At 71.5% G+C, this 17745-nt stretch carries 16 protein-coding genes and 1 pseudogene; 9 read left to right on the top strand and 8 right to left on the bottom strand.

Annotated features, from left to right (window positions below; translation table 11 throughout):
* Positions 1-306: 306 nt before the first annotated feature.
* Together ACFYPG_RS16255 and ACFYPG_RS16250 are read left to right on the top strand one after the other, a co-directional pair.
* A complete protein-coding gene (locus tag ACFYPG_RS16255) occupies positions 307-1419 on the top strand; it encodes a TOMM precursor leader peptide-binding protein (protein ID WP_387352542.1) in 1113 nt (370 codons plus the stop codon).
* Positions 1416-2762: an AarF/ABC1/UbiB kinase family protein gene (locus ACFYPG_RS16250; protein ID WP_355008183.1), complete on the top strand. Its 1347-nt coding sequence runs from the start codon at positions 1416-1418 to the stop codon at positions 2760-2762. The genes ACFYPG_RS16255 and ACFYPG_RS16250 overlap by 4 nt, the downstream gene beginning before the upstream one ends.
* A 341-nt stretch (positions 2763-3103) precedes the next feature.
* Here ACFYPG_RS16250 and ACFYPG_RS16245 read toward each other — a convergent pair whose 3' ends face one another.
* From ACFYPG_RS16245 to ACFYPG_RS16235, 3 genes are all read right to left on the bottom strand, one after another.
* Entirely contained in the window at positions 3104-3469 is a 366-nt protein-coding gene (locus ACFYPG_RS16245; RefSeq protein WP_030490434.1) for a WhiB family transcriptional regulator, read from the bottom strand.
* Positions 3470-3599: 130 nt separating this feature from the next.
* Positions 3600-3815, bottom strand: a complete 216-nt coding sequence (locus ACFYPG_RS16240) for a hypothetical protein (RefSeq protein WP_387352725.1) — start codon at positions 3813-3815, stop codon at positions 3600-3602.
* A 154-nt stretch (positions 3816-3969) separates the two neighbouring features.
* Positions 3970-6135: an ATP-dependent DNA helicase UvrD2 gene (locus tag ACFYPG_RS16235; protein ID WP_387352541.1), complete on the bottom strand. Its 2166-nt coding sequence runs from the start codon at positions 6133-6135 to the stop codon at positions 3970-3972.
* Positions 6136-6227: 92 nt separating this feature from the next.
* Between ACFYPG_RS16235 and ACFYPG_RS16230 the strand changes: the two genes are divergently transcribed.
* Positions 6228-6470, top strand: coding sequence for a mycoredoxin (locus ACFYPG_RS16230; protein WP_112681335.1), 243 nt, complete (start codon positions 6228-6230; stop codon positions 6468-6470).
* A gap of 190 nt (positions 6471-6660) precedes the next feature.
* Here the strand turns inward: ACFYPG_RS16230 and ACFYPG_RS16225 are convergent.
* A pseudogene (locus ACFYPG_RS16225) lies at positions 6661-7878 on the bottom strand (MFS transporter); the annotation flags it as partial.
* Between the two features lie 213 nt (positions 7879-8091).
* Here ACFYPG_RS16225 and ACFYPG_RS16220 point away from each other — a divergent pair.
* From ACFYPG_RS16220 to ACFYPG_RS16210, 3 genes are all read left to right on the top strand, one after another.
* Complete coding sequence (locus ACFYPG_RS16220) at positions 8092-9072, top strand: helix-turn-helix transcriptional regulator (protein ID WP_355008186.1); 981 nt, start codon at positions 8092-8094, stop codon at positions 9070-9072.
* A gap of 74 nt (positions 9073-9146) precedes the next feature.
* Complete coding sequence (locus ACFYPG_RS16215) at positions 9147-9386, top strand: DUF397 domain-containing protein (protein ID WP_357204785.1); 240 nt, start codon at positions 9147-9149, stop codon at positions 9384-9386.
* Positions 9387-9620: 234 nt separating this feature from the next.
* Positions 9621-9896 (top strand): hypothetical protein, encoded by a 276-nt coding sequence (locus ACFYPG_RS16210; RefSeq protein ID WP_355008188.1) that lies wholly within the window; start codon positions 9621-9623, stop codon positions 9894-9896.
* 128 nt (positions 9897-10024) lie between these two features.
* On the opposite strand, the gene nudC is transcribed toward ACFYPG_RS16210, so the two are convergent.
* The 4 genes from nudC to ACFYPG_RS16190 are packed head-to-tail and all read right to left on the bottom strand — an operon-like array spanning position 10025 to position 14857.
* Positions 10025-10984, bottom strand: coding sequence for an NAD(+) diphosphatase (nudC, locus tag ACFYPG_RS16205; protein WP_387352538.1), 960 nt, complete (start codon positions 10982-10984; stop codon positions 10025-10027).
* Positions 10985-11021: 37 nt separating this feature from the next.
* A complete protein-coding gene (locus tag ACFYPG_RS16200; protein ID WP_387352537.1) occupies positions 11022-12365 on the bottom strand; it encodes a M16 family metallopeptidase in 1344 nt (447 codons plus the stop codon).
* Between the two features lie 55 nt (positions 12366-12420).
* Entirely contained in the window at positions 12421-13731 is a 1311-nt protein-coding gene (locus tag ACFYPG_RS16195) for a pitrilysin family protein (RefSeq protein WP_355008191.1), read from the bottom strand.
* Between the two features lie 10 nt (positions 13732-13741).
* Positions 13742-14857: an LLM class flavin-dependent oxidoreductase gene (locus tag ACFYPG_RS16190; protein WP_387352536.1), complete on the bottom strand. Its 1116-nt coding sequence runs from the start codon at positions 14855-14857 to the stop codon at positions 13742-13744.
* 173 nt (positions 14858-15030) lie between these two features.
* Here ACFYPG_RS16190 and ACFYPG_RS16185 point away from each other — a divergent pair, with 173 nt between their 5' ends.
* Genes ACFYPG_RS16185 through ACFYPG_RS16175 form a run of 3 tightly spaced genes read left to right on the top strand, consistent with a single transcriptional unit; the run spans position 15031 to position 17745 of the window.
* The gene (locus ACFYPG_RS16185; RefSeq protein WP_387352535.1) at positions 15031-16095 is read left to right on the top strand and encodes an ABC transporter substrate-binding protein; all 1065 of its coding nucleotides are present in this window, start codon (positions 15031-15033) and stop codon (positions 16093-16095) included.
* Complete coding sequence (locus tag ACFYPG_RS16180) at positions 16092-16871, top strand: ABC transporter ATP-binding protein (protein ID WP_355008194.1); 780 nt, start codon at positions 16092-16094, stop codon at positions 16869-16871. The genes ACFYPG_RS16185 and ACFYPG_RS16180 overlap by 4 nt, the downstream gene beginning before the upstream one ends.
* Positions 16861-17745 (top strand): ABC transporter permease, encoded by an 885-nt coding sequence (locus ACFYPG_RS16175; protein ID WP_387352533.1) that lies wholly within the window; start codon positions 16861-16863, stop codon positions 17743-17745. The genes ACFYPG_RS16180 and ACFYPG_RS16175 overlap by 11 nt, the downstream gene beginning before the upstream one ends.

Below are 17745 nucleotides of genomic sequence, written 5' to 3'. Positions count from 1 at the left end.
CACCCCCCCATGAACCCGGCCCGCGGCCGGGGGGCGGGTTCGCGAAAAAACCCCCCCCCCCCCCCCCCCCCCCCCCCGGGGCGCCCCGGGGGGGGGGGGGGGGGGGGGGGGGCCCGCCCCCCCCCCCCACCCCCGTTGCCAGGTCGGGAGTGGTGACACCGCTGCGGTAGCCCTGTCGGGTGGCCGACAACAGGTGGGAAGGGCTGTGGAAAACTCGTGAAATCCTGTGGATAGCGCTGGATAGCGGCCTGACCGCCTGTGGACAACGATCGACCGAACGCGAAGATGCGGTCACGATTCGTGACCATGAGCCGCACCGTACTGCCCCGCCCCACCCTGCTGCCCGGCCTCAACCGGCTCTGGCGGGACCGACACACCCTCCAGCTCGGCGTCGGCCCCGGGCCGGCCGCCCTACTGGAGTTGGCCAACCCCCGCGCCGCCCACCTGCTCGACCTGCTCGACGGCACCCGCAGCGAGCGGACCGTGCTGATCCAGGCGGCTTCCGCCCAGGTCAGCGTCGACGACGCGCGTACCCTGCTCGACACCCTGCGGGCAGCCGGCCTGTTGGTGGCCGCGCACAGCCTGCTCCCCCGCGACCTGACCGGCCCGGTCCGCGCCCGGCTCGCGGCGGAGGCCGGCGCGCTGGCCCTGGCCGCCGCCCGACTGCCCGGCACCCCCGCGCAGGTCCTGCGTAGGCGGCGGGCGGCCCGCGTCCTGCTCACCGGTGCCGGGGCGCTCGGCGGGCCGCTGACCGTGGCACTGGCCCAGTCCGGCGTGGGGCAGGTGATTCCCCAGCTCACCGGCTCGGTACGCCCCGTCGATCTGGTCGGCACGGGCATCCCCGCCGCCGAACTGGGTCGGCCGCTCGCACCGGCCGTGCGGGCCGCGGTCAACCGCGTCGCACCCGGCACCGGCACCCGTCCGAGCCGCGCCGGGCGGATCGACCTGGTGATCCAGCTCGGCACGGACCGGCCCCCGGCGCTGCTGGCAGCCGGTCTCGCCCAGCGCCGGCAGCCGCACCTGCTGGTCACACTGCGCGAGGGCGTACCGGTGATCGGGCCGTTGGTCCGCCCACCCGCCGGGCCCTGCCTGCACTGCGTCGAGCTGCACCGGGCCGACCGCGACCCGGACTGGCCCCGGCTCGCCGCGCAACTCGCCGCCGCCGAGCCGGTGGCCGCCGCCACGACTGGCACGCTGCTCGTCGCCTGCGGGTACGCCCTGGCCGAGGTGCTGACGCAGCTGGACGGCGGCCACCCGGAGACGCTGGGCAGCGCCATGGAGATCACCGGCGCCGGCCGTTTCCGTCGTCGGGGCTGGCCGCCACACCCGGCGTGTGCGTGCTCGCGAGGGCGAGTGTCCGCACCAGCCCAGCCGCAGAGCAGCAGCGGGGCCCTCCGGTCGGTAACAATGACCGGGTGACCGACATCCCGCGCCGCGCCGTGTCCCGCACCGCCAAGCTCGCCGCCCTGCCGCTCGGCTTCGCCGGCCGGACCGTTCTCGGGATGGGCAAGCGCGTCACCGGGCTGGCCTCCGACGTGATCTCCGCGGAGATCCAGCAGCGCACCGCCGAGCAGCTGTTCAGCGTGCTGGGCCAGCTCAAGGGCGGGGCGATGAAGTTCGGCCAGGCGCTGTCGGTCTTCGAGGCCGCCTTGCCGGAGGAGATCGCCGCGCCCTACCGGCAGGCGCTGACGAAGTTGCAGGAGGCGGCGCCACCACTGCCGGCCGCCAGCGTGCACAAGGTGCTGGCCGAGCAGCTCGGCCCCGACTGGCGGGACCTGTTCGTCGAGTTCAACGACGTCCCGGCCGCCGCCGCGAGCATCGGTCAGGTGCACCGGGCGCGGTGGCGCGAGCCGGGCTTCGACGAGTCGGGCGAACCGAACAGCCGCGACGTGGCGGTCAAGATCCAGTATCCGGGGGCCGGCGACGCTCTGCTCGCCGACCTCAAGCAGCTCTCCCGACTGGGCGGAATGTTCCGGGCCATCCAGCCCGGCCTGGACGTCAAGCCGCTCCTGGCCGAGCTTCGCGAACGGATCACCGAGGAGTTGGACTACGAGTTGGAGGCCGAGTCGCAGCGCACCTTCGCCGCCGCGTACGCCGACGACCCGGAGATCTACATCCCGGAGGTGATCAATGCCTCGCCCCGGGTGCTGGTCACCGAATGGGTGACCGGCACCCCGCTGGCCGACATCATCCGCGAGGGCACCGAGGAGGATCGGGACGAGGCGGGTCGGTTGATGGCCACCCTGCATCTCTCCGCACCGCAACGGGCTGGGCTGCTGCACGCCGACCCGCACCCGGGAAACTTCCGGCTGCTGCCCGACGGGCGACTCGGGGTGATCGACTTCGGCGCGGTGGCCCGGATGCCGGAGGGCACCCCGGAGCCGATCGGTCGTATCGCCGCGACGGCGCTGCGCGGCGATGCCGACGAGGTCGTGGCGGGGCTGCGGTCGGAGGGGTTCATCGGCTCGGCCGAGGAGATCGACGCCGAGGGGGTGCTCGACTTCATCCGCCCCATGCTGGAGCCCATAGCGGCGGACGGTTTCCGGTTCACCCGGGCCTGGCTACGGGCCGAGGCGGGTCGACTGGCCAGCCCTCGCTCCCCCACGTACCAGCTGAGCAGGCAGCTCAACCTGCCACCGTCGTACCTGCTGATCCACCGGGTGACGCTCGGGTCGATCGGGGTGCTCTGCCAGTTGGAGGCGAAGGCGCCGTACCGAAGCATCCTGGAGCGCTGGCTGCCCGGTTTCGCCCCGGTCGCCTGACCGTCGAGGCCCGGGGCGGCTGATCACGTCGAGGCCCCGGGCGGCTGATCACATGGGGAAGGGCGGGTGCCGGTCGGCACCCGCCCTTCTGCGTGGGGTGGTACTAGAGAACGCCCAGGTCGCGGGCCGCCTTGTTGCGGCTGTTCATGGCGACGGTACGGGCGGATCGGGTTGCCTCAGTGCTCGTGGTGGTACGACCGGCCTGAGGCCGACGCATTCGAGCCCGGGACAACGCTTCGTGGAGTAGTTGCATCTCGAAGGCTCCACTCGGAACGTTCAACATCGTTTTCTCACTCACTGCCGGTGTGCCACCGGCGTAGTTGGAACGGGTCGGGAACATGTCAGGCTGCCAGCCGGACCGCGCCACGCACCTCGGACAGCCCACTGGCCGCCAGGCGCGCCTCGGCCTCGACCCGAAGCTCGGCGTCACGGGCGACGTCCTCCTTACGCGGACGGCCACGGGGCCGCTTACGCGGGACAACCGCGCCACGCTCGAAGATCTCGCCGCCCCAGACGCCCCACGGCTCCGCTCGCTCAACGGCTCCGGCCAGGCATTCGACACGCAGCGGGCAGTCCCCGCAGAGTGACTTGGCCAGCTCGAGCTCGGTGGGCGAGTCGGAGAACCACAGGTCGGGGTCGAACTTCCGGCAGGGCAGGTTCGCCTCCATCTCGACGCTCATGTCGAGGGGGGCCAACGCCAGACTCATCTCCCGGTCACCTCTCTCTCACTTCGATCTCGTGGATCGCATTCCGACGTACTTACGGCGGGCAAAAAACTGAGGCCGCGGATCCCGGTAAGCGGGTTCCGCGGCCTCGAGGTGAGCCGGAGTCTGATGGTCAGACCGGTTTACCTCGAGGTGGAACGCCGCGGACATCCATGCGCTTCTTGGCGACCCGGATGCCATTGCCCGTGAAGCCACTGGTCCCCTCGACTCCAACGGGCGCGACGGTCAGGGTCAGCTCGGCCTGAACCTGGTGCACCTGTGGAACCGACGGTCGTGCAGCCGCAAGGGCCACCCGGACAGCCGACAGCGGAGCGCAGACAGACGGCATCGCCGCCAGACGCTCATAGGTGAAGATCTTCACGGGTGCCACCTCCCTCACGTTCCTCGAATCGACTGGACCGACCTCGTGAGCAGCCGGAATGGCGCCGCTCGCGTGGTGTGTTCTGAGGCTATTCCTCGCGCCGGGGCGAGGGCAAACGAATTTACGACGAGATTTCGAAAGTTTTCTCCGGGCAGACATCGTCCACCCCGGCGCCGGCTACGAGGGCCAGCACCGACTCCCCGTAGAGGCCCAGCTTGCGAGGACCGATACCGGCGATGGCGATCAGCTCCTCCGACCGGCCCGGTCGCCGCTCGGCCAGGGCGACGAGCGTCGCGTCGGTGAAGACCACGTAGGCCGGGACCTTCTGCGCACCGGCCACCCGCTGCCGCCACTCGCGCAGCCGTTCGTGCAGCTCATCGTCTATGTCGGACGGGCAGGTGGGGCAGCGGCCGAGCTTGCGGTCCGGGCCGGCGAGCAGGGTGGCGCCGCAGATCCGGCAGGAGACGATCTGGGTTCGCCGTCGCTCGGGACCTCGGGCCGGACCGGTGCCGCTGCTCGCCCGTTCCGTGCCACCGGAGCGGTCCAGTTGGGGCAGGAACCGCGACGGCCGCCGGGCTCGTCCGCCCGGCGAACGCGCCGAGGCGTACGACAGCCAGAGCCATTCCCGGGCGCGGGTGATCCCGACGTAGAGCAGCCGGCGCTCCTCCTCGACCTGTTCGACGGTCTTGGCGTAGGTGGTGGGCAGGGTGCCCTCGGCGAGCCCGACCAGGAAGACGGCGTCCCACTCCAGCCCCTTGGCCGAGTGCAGGGACGCCAGCGTCACGCCGTCCACAGTCGGCACGTGCTGCTGGGCGGCCCGGCGCGCCAACTCCTCGGTGAAGTCGGTGAGGGTGACCGGGCGCTCCACCGAGGCGGCCTCGCCGATCGGCACGACCTCGGGGGTGGCCGCGTACTCCTCGGCGAGCTGGACCAGCGCGGACAGCGCCTCCCATCGCTCGCGGGCGGCGCCGCCGGCCGGGGGCGCGTCCGGGGCCCAGCCGACGGCGGTGAGCGCCTCGACGACGGCGGCCGGCAGCGGTGTCTCCCCCGGGATCGAGCGGGTGGACGCCCGCAGCGCCACCATCGCCTGGCGCACCTCGGTCCGTTCGAAGAACCGCTCGGCGCCCTGCACGACGTACGGCACCTCGGCCTCGGTCAGCGCCTTCTCGTACGCCTCGGACTGCGCGTTGACGCGGAACAGCACGGCGATCTCCTTCGCCGGTGTGCCCGCGTCGATCAGCGACCGGCAGCGCGCGGCCACCGCGTTCGCCTCGGCCGGCTCGTCGGTGAAGATCCGCAGGTCCGGCTCGGGGCCGGGTGGGCGTTGCCCGATCAACTCCAGCCGCAGGCGCGCCTCGGTGCCCCGGGCCTGGGAGATCACCGCGTTGGCCAGCCCGACCACCTGCGGGGTGGAGCGGTAGTCACGGACCAGCCGGACCACTGTGGCGTTGCGGTGCCGGCGGGGAAAGTCGACCAGGTACGCCGAGGTCGCCCCGGTGAACGAGTAGATCGTCTGGCTGGCGTCGCCGACCACGGTCAGGTCGTTGCGGCCGGCCAACCAGGCGTCCAGCAGCCGCTGCTGGAGTGGGTTGACGTCCTGGTACTCGTCGACCACGAAGTGCCGGTACTGGCTGCGGATCTGCTCGCCGACGTCCGGGTGCTCCTCGATGCCCCACACCGCGGCCCGCAGCATGTCCTCGAAGTCGATCACGCCGTTCGACCGTTTGAGCTGCTCGTACGCGGTGAACACGTCGGCGACCTTCGTCGGCTCGTGCGGTGTGTCGCGCAGGGCCCGGGCCGCGGCCACCACGTACTCGGTCGGCTCGACCAGCGACGACTTCGCCCACTCGATCTCGCCGGCCAGGTCGCGGGCGGCGGCCCGGTCGGTACGCAGGCCCACCCGCGCGGCGGCGAGGGTGACCAGTCGCACCTTGCTGTCCAGCAGTTCGGGCATGGCGCGGCCGGCCAGCAGCCGGGGGGCGAAGTACCGCACCTGGCGCAGCGCGGCCGCGTGGAACGTCCGCGCCTGGACACCCTGCGCCCCGAGCAGAGTGAGACGGTGTCGCATCTCGGCGGCGGCCCGGGCGGTGAAGGTGACAGCGAGCACGTGGCGGGGGGAGATCTCCCCCGAGAGAGCCCGGTGGGCGATTCGGGAGGTGACCGCCCGGGTCTTGCCGGTGCCGGCGCCGGCCAGGATGCAGACCGGACCCGCAGGTGCGGTCACGGCGGCGCGTTGCTCCGGGTCCAGCCCGGCGAGCACCTGTTCCGACGCTGAGTGAACCACCACAACCAGGAATCATCTCAGCTCCTCCCAGCGTTGCAGCGAACAGCCTCGGCTTGATCCCCAAGTCGCGGCCGGAGGAGTTGGAGGATCCGACCATGCTGACGATGTATTCCACCCCCTGGTGCGGCTATTGCCACCGGCTGAAGTCGCAGCTCGACCGGGAGGGCATCGGGTACGAGGTGGTCGACATCGAGCAGGACCCGAAGGCCGCGGACTTCGTGATGAGCGTCAACGGCGGCAACCAGACGGTGCCGACGCTGCGTTTCGCCGACGGCAGCGCCCTGACGAATCCCTCGATCACCCAGGTGAAGCAGCACCTGGAGACGCTCAACGCCTGATCCGCCGGTTCATTCTCGGTGCGCGGCCGCCCCACCCGGGGCGGCCGCTCGTCGTGTTCGGGAACGGGTCACGGTGACCACTGTCGGTGGGTGCCGCAAGCCCGGGCCGGTCGGCGTCCTCGGCGGGACGACGGGGTGCCGGGAGCCCTGGTCGGTCGGTGTCCTCGGCCGGACGGCGGGGTGCCGGGAGCGTCGGGCGGGTGGGCGGCGTCGGCGGGCTGGCCCCGGCCGGGGCGCTCAGGTGCCGGCCCCGCCACAGGTAGCTGCCGGCGGCCAGGGTGGCCACCCCGACCAGCGCGAACAGCAGCCGGTAGTCAAGGAACCCGACCAGCAGGGCCCCCGCCCCGATGGAGACCGCCTGCGGCCCGCGGACCACCGCCTGGGTGGCGGCGGCGACCCGGCCGACAAGCGAAGGCGGCGTGCGGCGCTGGATCAGCGTGTGCAGACCCACCATCGTCAGCGGAAGCGAGACCCCGGCCAGCAGCACCGCCGCGAACCCGAGCCACAGATTGGGGAACGCGAGCGCGAGCGCGGCCGGAGAGAAGAAGGCGACCCCGGCGGCCAGCGTGCCGACCTCTCCGAGCCGGCGGACCAGCGTCGGTGAGCAGAGTCCACCGAGCAACCCACCGATGCCCTGCACTGTGAACAGCACCCCCACGAACGCGGCATCCCGGTTCAGCCCCTGGTCGACGTAGGCGAAGATGAGCGACTCGCTGAAGCCCATCACCAGTGACCCGAGCCCGTAGCCGAGCAGGGCCCGCCGCAGGGCCGGCTCGTCGGCCAGGTGCCGCAGACCGGCACCCAGTTCGGCCGGCCACCGCAGCCGGACTGCCGGTGGTCGCTGTTGCGGAGTGGGCAGCGCGGTGACCACCGCCGCCGCGATCAGAAATCCGACCATGCCGATCCCGGCCAGCGCCCATCCGCCGAGCGCCGCGTAGAGCGCCGCGCCCACCAGCGGGCCGACAAGTCGAATTCCCTGACGTACGGTCTGCAGGACGCCGTTCGCCTCCGCCAGCAGCTCGATCGGCACCATCTCGCGGATGAGCCCACTGAGCGCCGCGCCGAGCGTGATGGACGAGAGTCCGTACAGGGCCGCCACCAGATAGACGATCCAGACGTCGCCCGCGTCGCGGACGGTGAACAACGGGGCGAGCAGGGCTGCGGTGAACACGTTCGCGGCCACGAAGAACGGTCGGCGCGGGTAACGGTCGACAACCCAGCCGACCAGCGGCGCCATCGTCATCGGAGCGATGACCGCGAAGATCGTGGCACCGGCCAACCCGTTCGAGCCAGTCAGATCCTTGACCCAGATGGCGAGTGCGAGCAGCAGGATCGACTCGGCGGTCATGCTGGCCAGCAGACCGCCGAAGAGCAGGCGGAAGTCGGGTCGGCGCAGGATCGTGCGCATGGGTCCCTCCGGCGGAATGGCGTGCCCGGGTGGGCGAGGTCGACGGGCGCGACCGCGGGTCCGTCGTCATCCGGCATTCCCGTGGTGCGATTTTCGCAAGACACGCCCTCGCCGGAACCTCCGACACCGGTCGCGCCGTCCATACTGACCGTGGGGGGCGAATTTCATACAGTTACCGTCGCGTCTGCGTCGGTCGACGGGAAAGAGGACACTGTGCCTCCTGCCGCACCCAGCCCGATCCTGCGTCGTCGCCGGTTGGGCATCGAACTGCGCCGCCTACGTGAGGCCGCGGGCCTCACCGGCGATCAGGTCATCGAGCGTATCGGTTGGGCCTCCGCGTCCAAACTGTCCCGCCTTGAGAACGGCCGCAGCCGACCGGACCCGCAGGACGTCGGCGACCTGCTCGACCTCTACGGCGCCGACCAGGCACTGCACGACGAGTTGCTGGGCATCACCAACGAGGCCGGCGACATGCGCGGCTGGTTGAAGAACTTCCCGGTGATGACGCAGCAACAGCGCGGTTGGGCCGAGTTGGAGGCGGGCTGCGCGGAGATCTCCGAGTACAACCCGGTGCTGGTGCCGGGCCTGTTGCAGACCCCCGGTTACGCCCAGCTCCGGATCGTGTCGGCCCGGCAGGTGAACGCGGGCGCGGGCGAGCCGGAGCCCGGCGACGAGCCGGAGACCGAGGTGCAGGCGCGGCTGGCCCGCCAGTCGCTGCTGACCCGCGAGCCGCACGCTCCCCGCTACACGGCCGTGTTGGAGGAGGCGGCCCTCGGCCGCCGGGCCGGACCGCCGGAGGTGCTGCACGAACAGCTGCTCCAGCTCTGCGAGTTGGCGCTGCTGCCGAACGTGGCCCTGCACGTGCTACCCCGGGACACCCAGATCGGCGATTGGTACCTCCCGCCGACCGCCTTCTCGGTCTATCGGTTCGCCGATCCCCTCGATCCGGAGACATTGGCCATCGAAGGTGGCTTCACCGACGTCATGTCGACCGAGGCAATCACGCTAAATCGCTATAAAGTGGTGTTCGAGTGGCTATGCAAGGCGGCACTTGACGCCTCGGACACCCTCTCCTGGCTGATCGAGGCGACGGGACGGCTGACCGAGGCGGCGCCCCCATCCACAGTGGCGTTCGGTCCGGCAACGGCGCCGACCCAACGCCGCCGGGAATCGGGGCGACTGACGGACCGGTGATCCACGGGGGACCTGCCGTCGGGACGTGCGGCACCACTCGTCCCATCGGATCGCTGCACACCAGGAGCAGAACCATGAACGAAATCCGCAACACGCCGTCCGTCTCCGCCCACTCGTTGGCGGACGCCCCGTGGCGTACCAGCACACGCAGTCAGACCTCCAACTGCGTGGAGGTCGCCCCGCTGGCCGCCGGCCCGTCGGCGGTCGCCCTGCGCGACAGCAAGGACCGGGGCGGCCCGGTGCTGCTGTTCAACCGCGCGGGATGGCTCGGCTTCATCACCGGGGCGAAGAAGGGCCAGTTCGATCTGAACTGATCCGGTGACTGGTACGGGGCCGTCGGCGCACTGCCGGCGGCCCCGTCGCGTCGTACCCGCAGGCTCGGTCGCTCCGCGACCCGCGACCCTGCTGAGCAGGCATCCGCCGATCGGACGAGGCTCGAAACCGATAGGCGCGTTTCAGTTGCTGCGACGAACACGGGGCGTAACATGGCCTCGAGTACGTGGAACTTCCACACTGGCTCATCCGTCGCGGTTCATCCGGAGACCCTCATGCGGTTCCTGATCGTTCGCACCGACATCCGCGCCGTCGCTGACGGGGACATCGCCGCCGCCTGGGCGGACGGCCACCGACTTCGCGACGAGACGACCACGCCCGAGCCGCGCCGGCAGACCGTGCACGCCGAGAACCGGGACGCCGCGCTGCAACTGGCCCGCGCCCTGGCCACCGTCGGCGCGGTCCGCGCCGGCAAGCAACGGGTCAAGGTCCTTCCGCTGATCGAGTCGCGGCCAGCCTTCCGACACAGACCGGGCCGTACCGGCACCTGATTCCACAGGTCGTCCGTCGTGGTCGGACCGGCTCCCCCGCCGCGTTTGATCGCACCCGCTGACCACGACGGCCCGTGTTCCCGGCCCGTGACCGCCGCGGCAACGGCGGCCACGGGTCGGGACCGTGCTCAGCTGTCGGCGTCCGTCCAGCCGTCCAGCCAGCGGTGGATGAGAAACAGCGCTATCGACGACGGAGGCGGCAGGATCAGCCGGGCACCGTCGCCCACGTCCACCGTCTGCCCGGCCAACGCCGCCCCGATCTCCCGGCGGGAGAACCACCGGGCGTACGCGATCTCGGACGGGTCGACCCGCACCGGCTCGGCCGGGTCGGCGGTGGCCAGGAAGCCCAGCATCAGCGAACCGGGGAACGGCCAGGCCTGGCTGCCCACGTACCCGATGCGCTCGACGCCGATGCCCACCTCCTCGCGGACCTCGCGCAGCACAGCCGCCTCCGCCGACTCCCCTGGCTCGACGTAGCCGGCCAGGCAGGAGTAGCGGCGACCACCCGGGGTGCCCTGCCAGCCGGCGTTGTTGCCGAGTAGGCAGTGGCCGTCCGGGCCGTCCACGCCGTCGTGAACGAGCACGATCATCGCCGGGTCGGTACGCGGCCAGATCCGCCCACCGTTGCGGTCCACCCGGGACCAACCCGCCTCGTCCATCGCGGTCGGCGCGCCGGTACTCGTCGAGTAACCGTGTCGAGTGTGCCAGTTGACCAGCGCCAACGCGGTGGTGAAGATGCCGGCCTCCCGGTCGGCGAGCAGGTGACCCACCTCCCGGAGGTGGACCGCCCGGGTTCCCGGGATCGCCGGAAGAGGCGCGTCGACAGCGAAGACCGGCACCCCGTCCGGCTCGACACCCAGGAACATCGCCACCGACTCCGACCCGGCGGGCACGTCGGCCGCCCCGAACAGCACCAACGTCGGAGGCGACGTCTCGGTGCGGGCCAGGGTCCGACCCTCGTCGGTCGAGTCGAGCAGCAGCACCCGGGCGCGCAACCACGCCTCGGTCAACCACTGCTGGTCACCGCGCCGGTGCGCGGCCCGATCCAGCGTGGACCGCGCCAACGGCGGCGCCGCTTCCCCGCTCACGCCAGCGCCCCGCTGCTGAGCCCCATTGCCTGCTCGCTCACGCCTGCTGCTCGGTCTGCACCGTGGTCAGCGCGGCCAGCCCCGGGGTGACCCGCTCCGCGTCGCCGAGCACCACGATCGCCGCCCGGGCCGGGGCCAGGTAGCGGGCCGCCGCCTGCGCGACGTCGTCGATGCTCGCCTTCGCCAACCTCGCCGCGTACTCGGCGAGGAAGTCCAGGCGCAGGCCGTTGCCGGCGTACGCGCTGGTCAACGCCGCCAACCCGGCCTGGGTGGACATGCCGAGCTGGAGGGTGCCCAGGGCGTACTGCCGGGCCTGCTCCAACTCCTCGGGCTTCGGCGGCAGCGACGCCAACCGACCCAGCTCGTACGTCGTCTCCAGCAACGCCGGGCCGGTGACCTCGGTGGCCACGTCGGCCGCGGCGACCAGCACCGACCCGGCGACGGAGTGCTCGATCCCCGAGTGCGGGCCGTACGTGTAGCCCTTGTCCTCGCGGATGTTCTCCACCCACCGGGAGGAGAAGTAGCCGCCGAAGATCAGGTTGGCCAGTTGCAGCGGGGCGTGGTCCGGGTCGGTGCGCGACACAGCCGGCAGCGCGATCCGCAGCGAGGACTGCACCGAGCCCGGCCGGTCGACCAGCAGCAGCGGCCCCGGCTCCAGTGGCGGGGTCGCCGGCAGTTCGGCCACCCGCCCGGCACCCGACCAGCCACCGAGCGCCCGCTCGGCCGCGTCCAGTGCCTTCTCCGGCTGGACGTCACCGACCAGCACCAACTGCGCGCCGGTCGGGTGGACCCGCTCCGAGTGCAGGGTGCGCAGCGCCGCCGGTCGGACGGCACGGATCTGGCCGGGCTCCGGCGTCTGCGTCGCGTACGGGTGCCGGCCGTAGATCCGCTTGAGCAGCGCCTCCCGGGCCAGGTGCGAAGGCTGACTCTGTGCCACCTGGATCCGGTCGACGAGTCGGTCCCGTTCGGTGGCCACCTCGTCACCGGGGTAGCTGGCACCGGTCAGCACCTCGGCCAGCAGCTCCAGCATCCGGTCCAGACCGGTGACCAGGCCGGCGCCGGAGAGCATCAGCCGGTCCGGGTCGACGCCCGCGGAGAGCCCGCCGCCCACCTTCTGCAACTCGGCGGCGATCTGCACGCTGGACATCGACTCGGTGCCGGAGAGCATGGTCTGCGAGAGCATCGCGCCGCGGGCCAGGTGGACCCGGCCGAACGGCACCCAGAGCCGCAGTTCGACAAGGGGTACGGCGGGCCGGCGTACGGCGATCACGGTGAGCCCGTTGCGCAGTGTGCGCTCGGCCTGCTTGGGCACCTTGAGCTTGCGGTTCGGCCCGAGCGGCGGCAGCGTACGCGGGCCGGCAGGAGAAGTAGCGATACTCACTGTGTCACCTTCGTTCGCGACTGTGGGGCTCGCAGAACCGGCTCACTCCTCGCGCTCACCGAACGCCTCCGGCGATGACCTCGATGGCGGCCCGGCGCTCCGGGCGCAGGGTGGCCGCGGCGGCCCGGACCTGCTCCTCGGTGACCTCGCCGACCAGCCGGGGCAGTTCGTTGAGCAGACCCGGTTCGCCGCGTTGCTGCTCCAGCACTGCCATGCGTAGCGCCCGACCGAGCACCGCGTCGGTGTCCCGCAGCAGGTGGGTCGCCATCCGCGCCTGGGTGCGGGCCAGCTCGCCGTCGGTCAGCCCGTCGGTGGCCAGCCGGTCCAGTTCCTCGTCGATGGTGCGCAGCACCTTGTCCACGTCGCCACCGGGCGGCAGGTGCGCCTGCAACAGCAGCGCGGTGGGGTCGCGGACGTCGAACGGGTCGCCCATGAAACCGAGGTATCCGCCGAGGCTGGTCACCGTGCGGTCCCGCTGCACCAGTCGTTCGACCAGCCGCGACGCGTCGCCGTCGGTGAGCACCTCGGCCAGCACCACGTACGGCAGGTAGCCGTCGAAGTCGGTGACCGGGTCGGGCACGCGCCAGGCGCCGGCCACCGCCGGCAGCGGCGCCAGGGCGTCGGTGTACGAGGTGCGCCGCTCGGCGGTCAGGTCGGGCTCGGTGAAGTCGGGCCGTTGCGGTGCCGGCCGGGCCGGCACGTCGCCGAAGTGCCGGGTGACCAGTTCGGTCGCCTCGGCCACGTCGATGTCCCCGCTGACGGCCAGCACGGCGTTGCCGCTGGCGTAGTAGCGGCGGAAGAAGTCCGCGGCGTCGGCGACGGTCGCCGACTCCAGGTCGTCAAAGGAGCCGTAGCCGTCGTGGGCGTTGGGGAAGGTGTCGAACATGACCGGAGGCAGGGTCAGCCAGGGGAAGCCGCCGTACGGCCGGTTGAGCACGTTGACCCGGATCTCCTCCTTGACCACGTCGACCTGGTTACGCAGGTTCTCCTCGGTCAGCCGGGGGCCCCGCATCCGGTCCGCCTCCAGGAACAGCGCGCGTTCCAGCGCGTTGCTCGGCAGCGTCTCGAAGTAGTCGGTGTAGTCCAGGTGGGTGGAGCCGTTGAAGGTGCCGCCCGCCCCCTGCACGTGCCGGAAGTGGGCCAGCTTCTCCAGGTTCTCCGAGCCCTGGAACATCAGGTGCTCGAAGAGGTGGGCGAAGCCGGTACGCCCCTCCGGCTCCGAGCGGATGCCCACGTCGTAGACCACCGCCACCCCGATAACCGGGGCACTGCGATCGGGGGTGAGCACCACCCGCAGGCCGTTGTCGAGGGTGAACCGCTCGACCGGATACTTCGTCGCTGGAATTCTGGATCTCCGCGCCGCCACGGAGTCGACCCTAGCGCGTCGACACCTCCGCCACCCGCGACCTTCCCGGAGCCGCCGCGACCGGGGCTGTCACCAGGGGCAGCACCTCGCCGCCGACCCGCTCGGCCTCCTCGCGGTGCGGCCAGCCGGAGAGGATGAACTCGTCGACGCCGAGCGCGGCGTACTCGTCGATTCGGGCCGCGACCTCGGCGTAGCTGCCGACCAGCGCGGTGCCGGCGCCCTCGCGGACCAGGCCGACGCCGGCCCAGAGGTTCGGTGCGACGGTGAGCCCGTCGGTGCGGCCGGCGTTCAGCGCGGCCATCCGGGTCTGACCGACCGAGTCCATCCGACGGAACCGGGCCTGGGCGGCGGCGATCCGCTCCGGGCTCATCCCGGCCAGCAGCCGGTCGGCCTCGGCCCACGCCTCGGCGCTGGTCGGACGGGCGATGACGTGCAGCCGGAGGCCCGTGCGCAGGGTGCGGCAGTGCTCGGCGGCGAGCGCCCGGACCCGGGCGACCCGAGCCGCGATCGACGTTGGTGGTTCACCCCACATCAGGTACACGTCGGCCTGCCGGGCGGCCACCGTCTCGGCAGCCGGGGACGCGCCGCCGAAGTAGACCGGCGGCGGCGCGGCGAGTGGGGTGGCCAGGCCGCCGCCGTCGACCCGGTAGTGCTGTCCGGCGTAGTCGAACGGCCGGCCGGCCCAGGCACGGCGAAGCACCTCGACGAACTCGCCGGTGCGCGCGTAGCGGTCGTCGTGCCCGAGGAAGTCGCCGTACGCCCGCTGCTCGGCCGGGTCGCCCCCGGTCACGATGTTGAGCGAGAGCCGGCCGCCCGAGACGGCCTGGAACGCCTCGGCCTGCTGCGCGATCAGGGTGGGCAGCGCGAAACCGGCCCGGACCGCGACCAGCATGCCGAGCCGTTCGGTGTGCTGGGCGACCGCCGCGCAGACGATCCACGGGTCGGGGCAGCCGGCGCCCACCGGGGTGAGGACGGCGGTGAACCCGTTCGTCTCGGCCGCCCGGCCAACCGCGGCCAGGTAGGCCACCGTCGCGGCCCGGTCGTGCCTGGCGGCACCCGCGGTGACGGTGGCGGCACCGACCTGGTCGCCGTCGCCGGAGGTGGGCAGGAACCAGTGGAAGGTCATCGCGAAGTCGTCTCTCTGCCGGTGACCGAACGCCGATTACCCTAGCAAGCTGGTAGGAAATACCGACATAATTGAGATGCGCCATCCCGCCATGTGGATGGGCCTTGACGCTGACCGCAGCCTGGCCCACTCTTCCTACCAACTAAGTAGGAATACTGCGGATTGGATGGACGATGAGACGGCTCCCCCTGCGCCGGTTGGTCACCCTGGCCACCCTCGCCGTGGTCGGCGCGGCGACCCTGGGCAGCACCGCCGCGTGCGGCGACGACAGCGAGGGCGCGGGCGGCAGCTCCGGCCCGGTGACGCTGCGCCTCGGCTACTTCCCCAACATCACCCACGCGCCGGCCGTCGTCGGCGTGGAGAAGGGCATCTTCACGGAGAAGCTCGGCACCAACGTCAAGCTGGACCCGAAGACCTTCAACGCCGGCCCGGCCGCCATCGAGGCGGTCTTCTCCGGTGCGCTGGACGCCACCTACATCGGTCCGAACCCGACGGTGAACGCCTTCTCCAAGTCCAAGGGCGAGGCCGTCCGGGTCATCTCCGGCGCGGCCTCCGGCGGCGTGGCGCTGGTGGTCAAGCCCACCATCACCGGCGCGCAGGACCTCAAGGGCAAGAAGATCGCCACTCCGCAGCTGGGCAACACCCAGGACGTGGCGATCCGGTACTGGCTCAAGCAGCAGGGCCTCACCACCACCAAGGAGGGCGGCGGCGACGTCAAGATCGTGCCGCAGGAGAACGCCCAGACCATCGAGACGTTCAACAGCGGCGCGATCGACGGCGCCTGGGTGCCCGAGCCGTTCGTCTCCCGCCTGGTCAACGCCGGCGGCAAGGTGCTCGTCGACGAGCGCGACCTGTGGCCGGACAAGAAGTTCGTCATCACCAACCTGCTGGTGAGCACCAAGTTCCTCAAGGCGCACCCGGACGTGGTGCAGAGGCTGGTCGACGGTCAGGTGGCCGCCAACGAGTTCGTCAACACCAAGCCGGACGAGGCGCAGCAGGCCATCTCCGACGCGATCGGCAAGATCACCGGAAAGCCGCTCGACTTGAAGCTCATCAAGCAGGCGTGGCCGACGTTGGAGTTCACCAACGACCCGATCTCGTCCTCCCTGAAGGCCGGGCTCGACCACGCCGTCGATGTCGGCCTGACCGAACCGGTCGACCTCAAGGGCCTGTACGACCTGAAGTACCTCAACAACGCGCTCAAGGCGCAGGGCAAGCCCGAGGTCGTCCAGCCATGACGTCGACCACGACGACGCCGCAGAGCGCGACCACAGCGGTCGCGCTCTCCGGCGTGACAAAGGTGTACGGGCGCGGGGCGAACGCCGTCCTGGCCCTGGACGGAGTGTCGCTGGACGTCGCACCCGGCGAGTTCGTCTGTCTGGTCGGCGCGTCCGGCTGCGGCAAGAGCACCCTGCTCAACCTGGTGGCCGGGCTGGACCGGGTCAGCGGCGGGCAGATCACCCTGGGCGGCGACGTCAATCCGGGCCTGATGTTCCAGGAGCCGGCGCTCTTCCCGTGGCTGACCGTCGACGCCAATGTGGAGGTGCCCCTCAAGCTTCGTCGACTGCCCCGGGCCCAGCGTCGCGAGCGGGTGGCCGAGCTGCTGCGCACCGTCCACCTGGCCGACTTCGGCCGTAAGCGCCCGCACGAGCTCTCCGGCGGGATGCGGCAGCGTGTCGCGCTCGCCCGCACGCTGGCCCTGGACACTCCGGTGCTGCTGATGGACGAGCCGTTCGGCGCGCTGGACGCGATGACCCGCGACATCCTGCACGACGAGCTGGAACGGATCTGGTCCGAGCGCAAGCTCTCGGTGCTCTTCGTGACGCACAACGTCCGCGAGGCGGCCCGGCTGGCCGACCGGATCATCCTGCTCTCCAGCCGACCCGGCCGGATCATCTACTCCACCGAGGTGAACATCCCGCGCCCTCGCCGGATCGACTCCCCCGAGGTCGCCGCCATCGCCGCCGAGGTCACCGAGCGGCTCCGTACGGAGGTGGGCCGCCATGGCCAGTGACACCCTCACCAGCTCGGCGCGTACCGACGCGGAGATCACCGGCCTCGACGCGCTGGAGATCGCCGGTCGGGACAAGGAGGTCTCCCGGGGCACCCGGATCTGGGCGGCCACCTGGCCCAAGCTCGCCGCACTGGCCATCGCCATCGCCGCCTGGCAACTAGTGGTCCTTTCGGGTTGGAAGCCCCCGTACTCGCTGCCGGGTCCAATGGAGGTCGGCCGTGAGCTGATCACCCAGGCCCAGGGTCCGCAGTTGTGGGACGGCCTGCTCACCACGTTGCGCCGAGCCGCCCTCGGGTACGTCTTCTCGGTCGCCGTCGGCCTGCTGCTGGGCCTCGCGGTGGCGCGGTCCACGGTGCTGCGCGCCGCCATCGGCTCGATGATCACAGCATTGCAGACGATGCCGTCGATCGCGTGGTTCCCACTGGCCATCCTGCTCTTCGAGCTGAGCGAGAAGGCGATCTTCTTCGTGGTGGTGCTCGGTGCGGCGCCGTCCATCGCCAACGGGGTGATCTCCGGGGTGGACTATGTGCCGCCACTGCTGAAGCGCGCCGGCCGCAACCTGGGCGCCCGAGGGCTCAACCTCTACCGGTACGTCATCGCACCGGCCGCCCTCCCGGCGATCATCGCCGGGCTCAAGCAGGGCTGGGCGTTCTCCTGGCGCAGCCTGATGGCAGGTGAGCTGCTCGTGGTCGGCATCTCGCAGACCTCGCTCGGCGCCCAGCTCACCTACTCCCGCGAGTTGTCCGACTCACCCTGGCTGCTCTCCACGATGATCGTCATCCTGGTCGTCGGCCTCGTCGTGGACGCCGCGTTCGGTGCTGCGGACAAGGCGATCCGGCGCCGCTGGGGCGTACTGGACCAGGCTGGTCAGTGA

This window comes from Micromonospora sp. NPDC005553, from assembly GCF_042871765.1.
Classification (GTDB): domain Bacteria; phylum Actinomycetota; class Actinomycetes; order Mycobacteriales; family Micromonosporaceae; genus Micromonospora.
The sequence above is the reverse complement of the archived record's forward strand: the minus strand, read 5'-3'. Positions and strand labels throughout refer to the sequence as shown.

Coding starts and splice junctions, on each gene's coding strand:
- ACFYPG_RS16255 (WP_387352542.1), top strand. CDS start 307: ATGAGCCGCACCGTACTGCCCCGCCCCACCCTGCTGCCCGGCCTCAAC.
- ACFYPG_RS16185 (WP_387352535.1), top strand. CDS start 15,031: ATGAGACGGCTCCCCCTGCGCCGGTTGGTCACCCTGGCCACCCTCGCC.
- ACFYPG_RS16245 (WP_030490434.1), bottom strand. CDS start 3,469: ATGAGTCTGGCGTTGGCCCCCCTCGACATGAGCGTCGAGATGGAGGCG.
- ACFYPG_RS16215 (WP_357204785.1), top strand. CDS start 9,147: ATGAACGAAATCCGCAACACGCCGTCCGTCTCCGCCCACTCGTTGGCG.
- ACFYPG_RS16180 (WP_355008194.1), top strand. CDS start 16,092: ATGACGTCGACCACGACGACGCCGCAGAGCGCGACCACAGCGGTCGCG.
- ACFYPG_RS16230 (WP_112681335.1), top strand. CDS start 6,228: ATGCTGACGATGTATTCCACCCCCTGGTGCGGCTATTGCCACCGGCTG.
- ACFYPG_RS16240 (WP_387352725.1), bottom strand. CDS start 3,815: ATGCCGTCTGTCTGCGCTCCGCTGTCGGCTGTCCGGGTGGCCCTTGCG.
- ACFYPG_RS16190 (WP_387352536.1), bottom strand. CDS start 14,857: ATGACCTTCCACTGGTTCCTGCCCACCTCCGGCGACGGCGACCAGGTC.
- ACFYPG_RS16210 (WP_355008188.1), top strand. CDS start 9,621: ATGCGGTTCCTGATCGTTCGCACCGACATCCGCGCCGTCGCTGACGGG.
- ACFYPG_RS16175 (WP_387352533.1), top strand. CDS start 16,861: ATGGCCAGTGACACCCTCACCAGCTCGGCGCGTACCGACGCGGAGATC.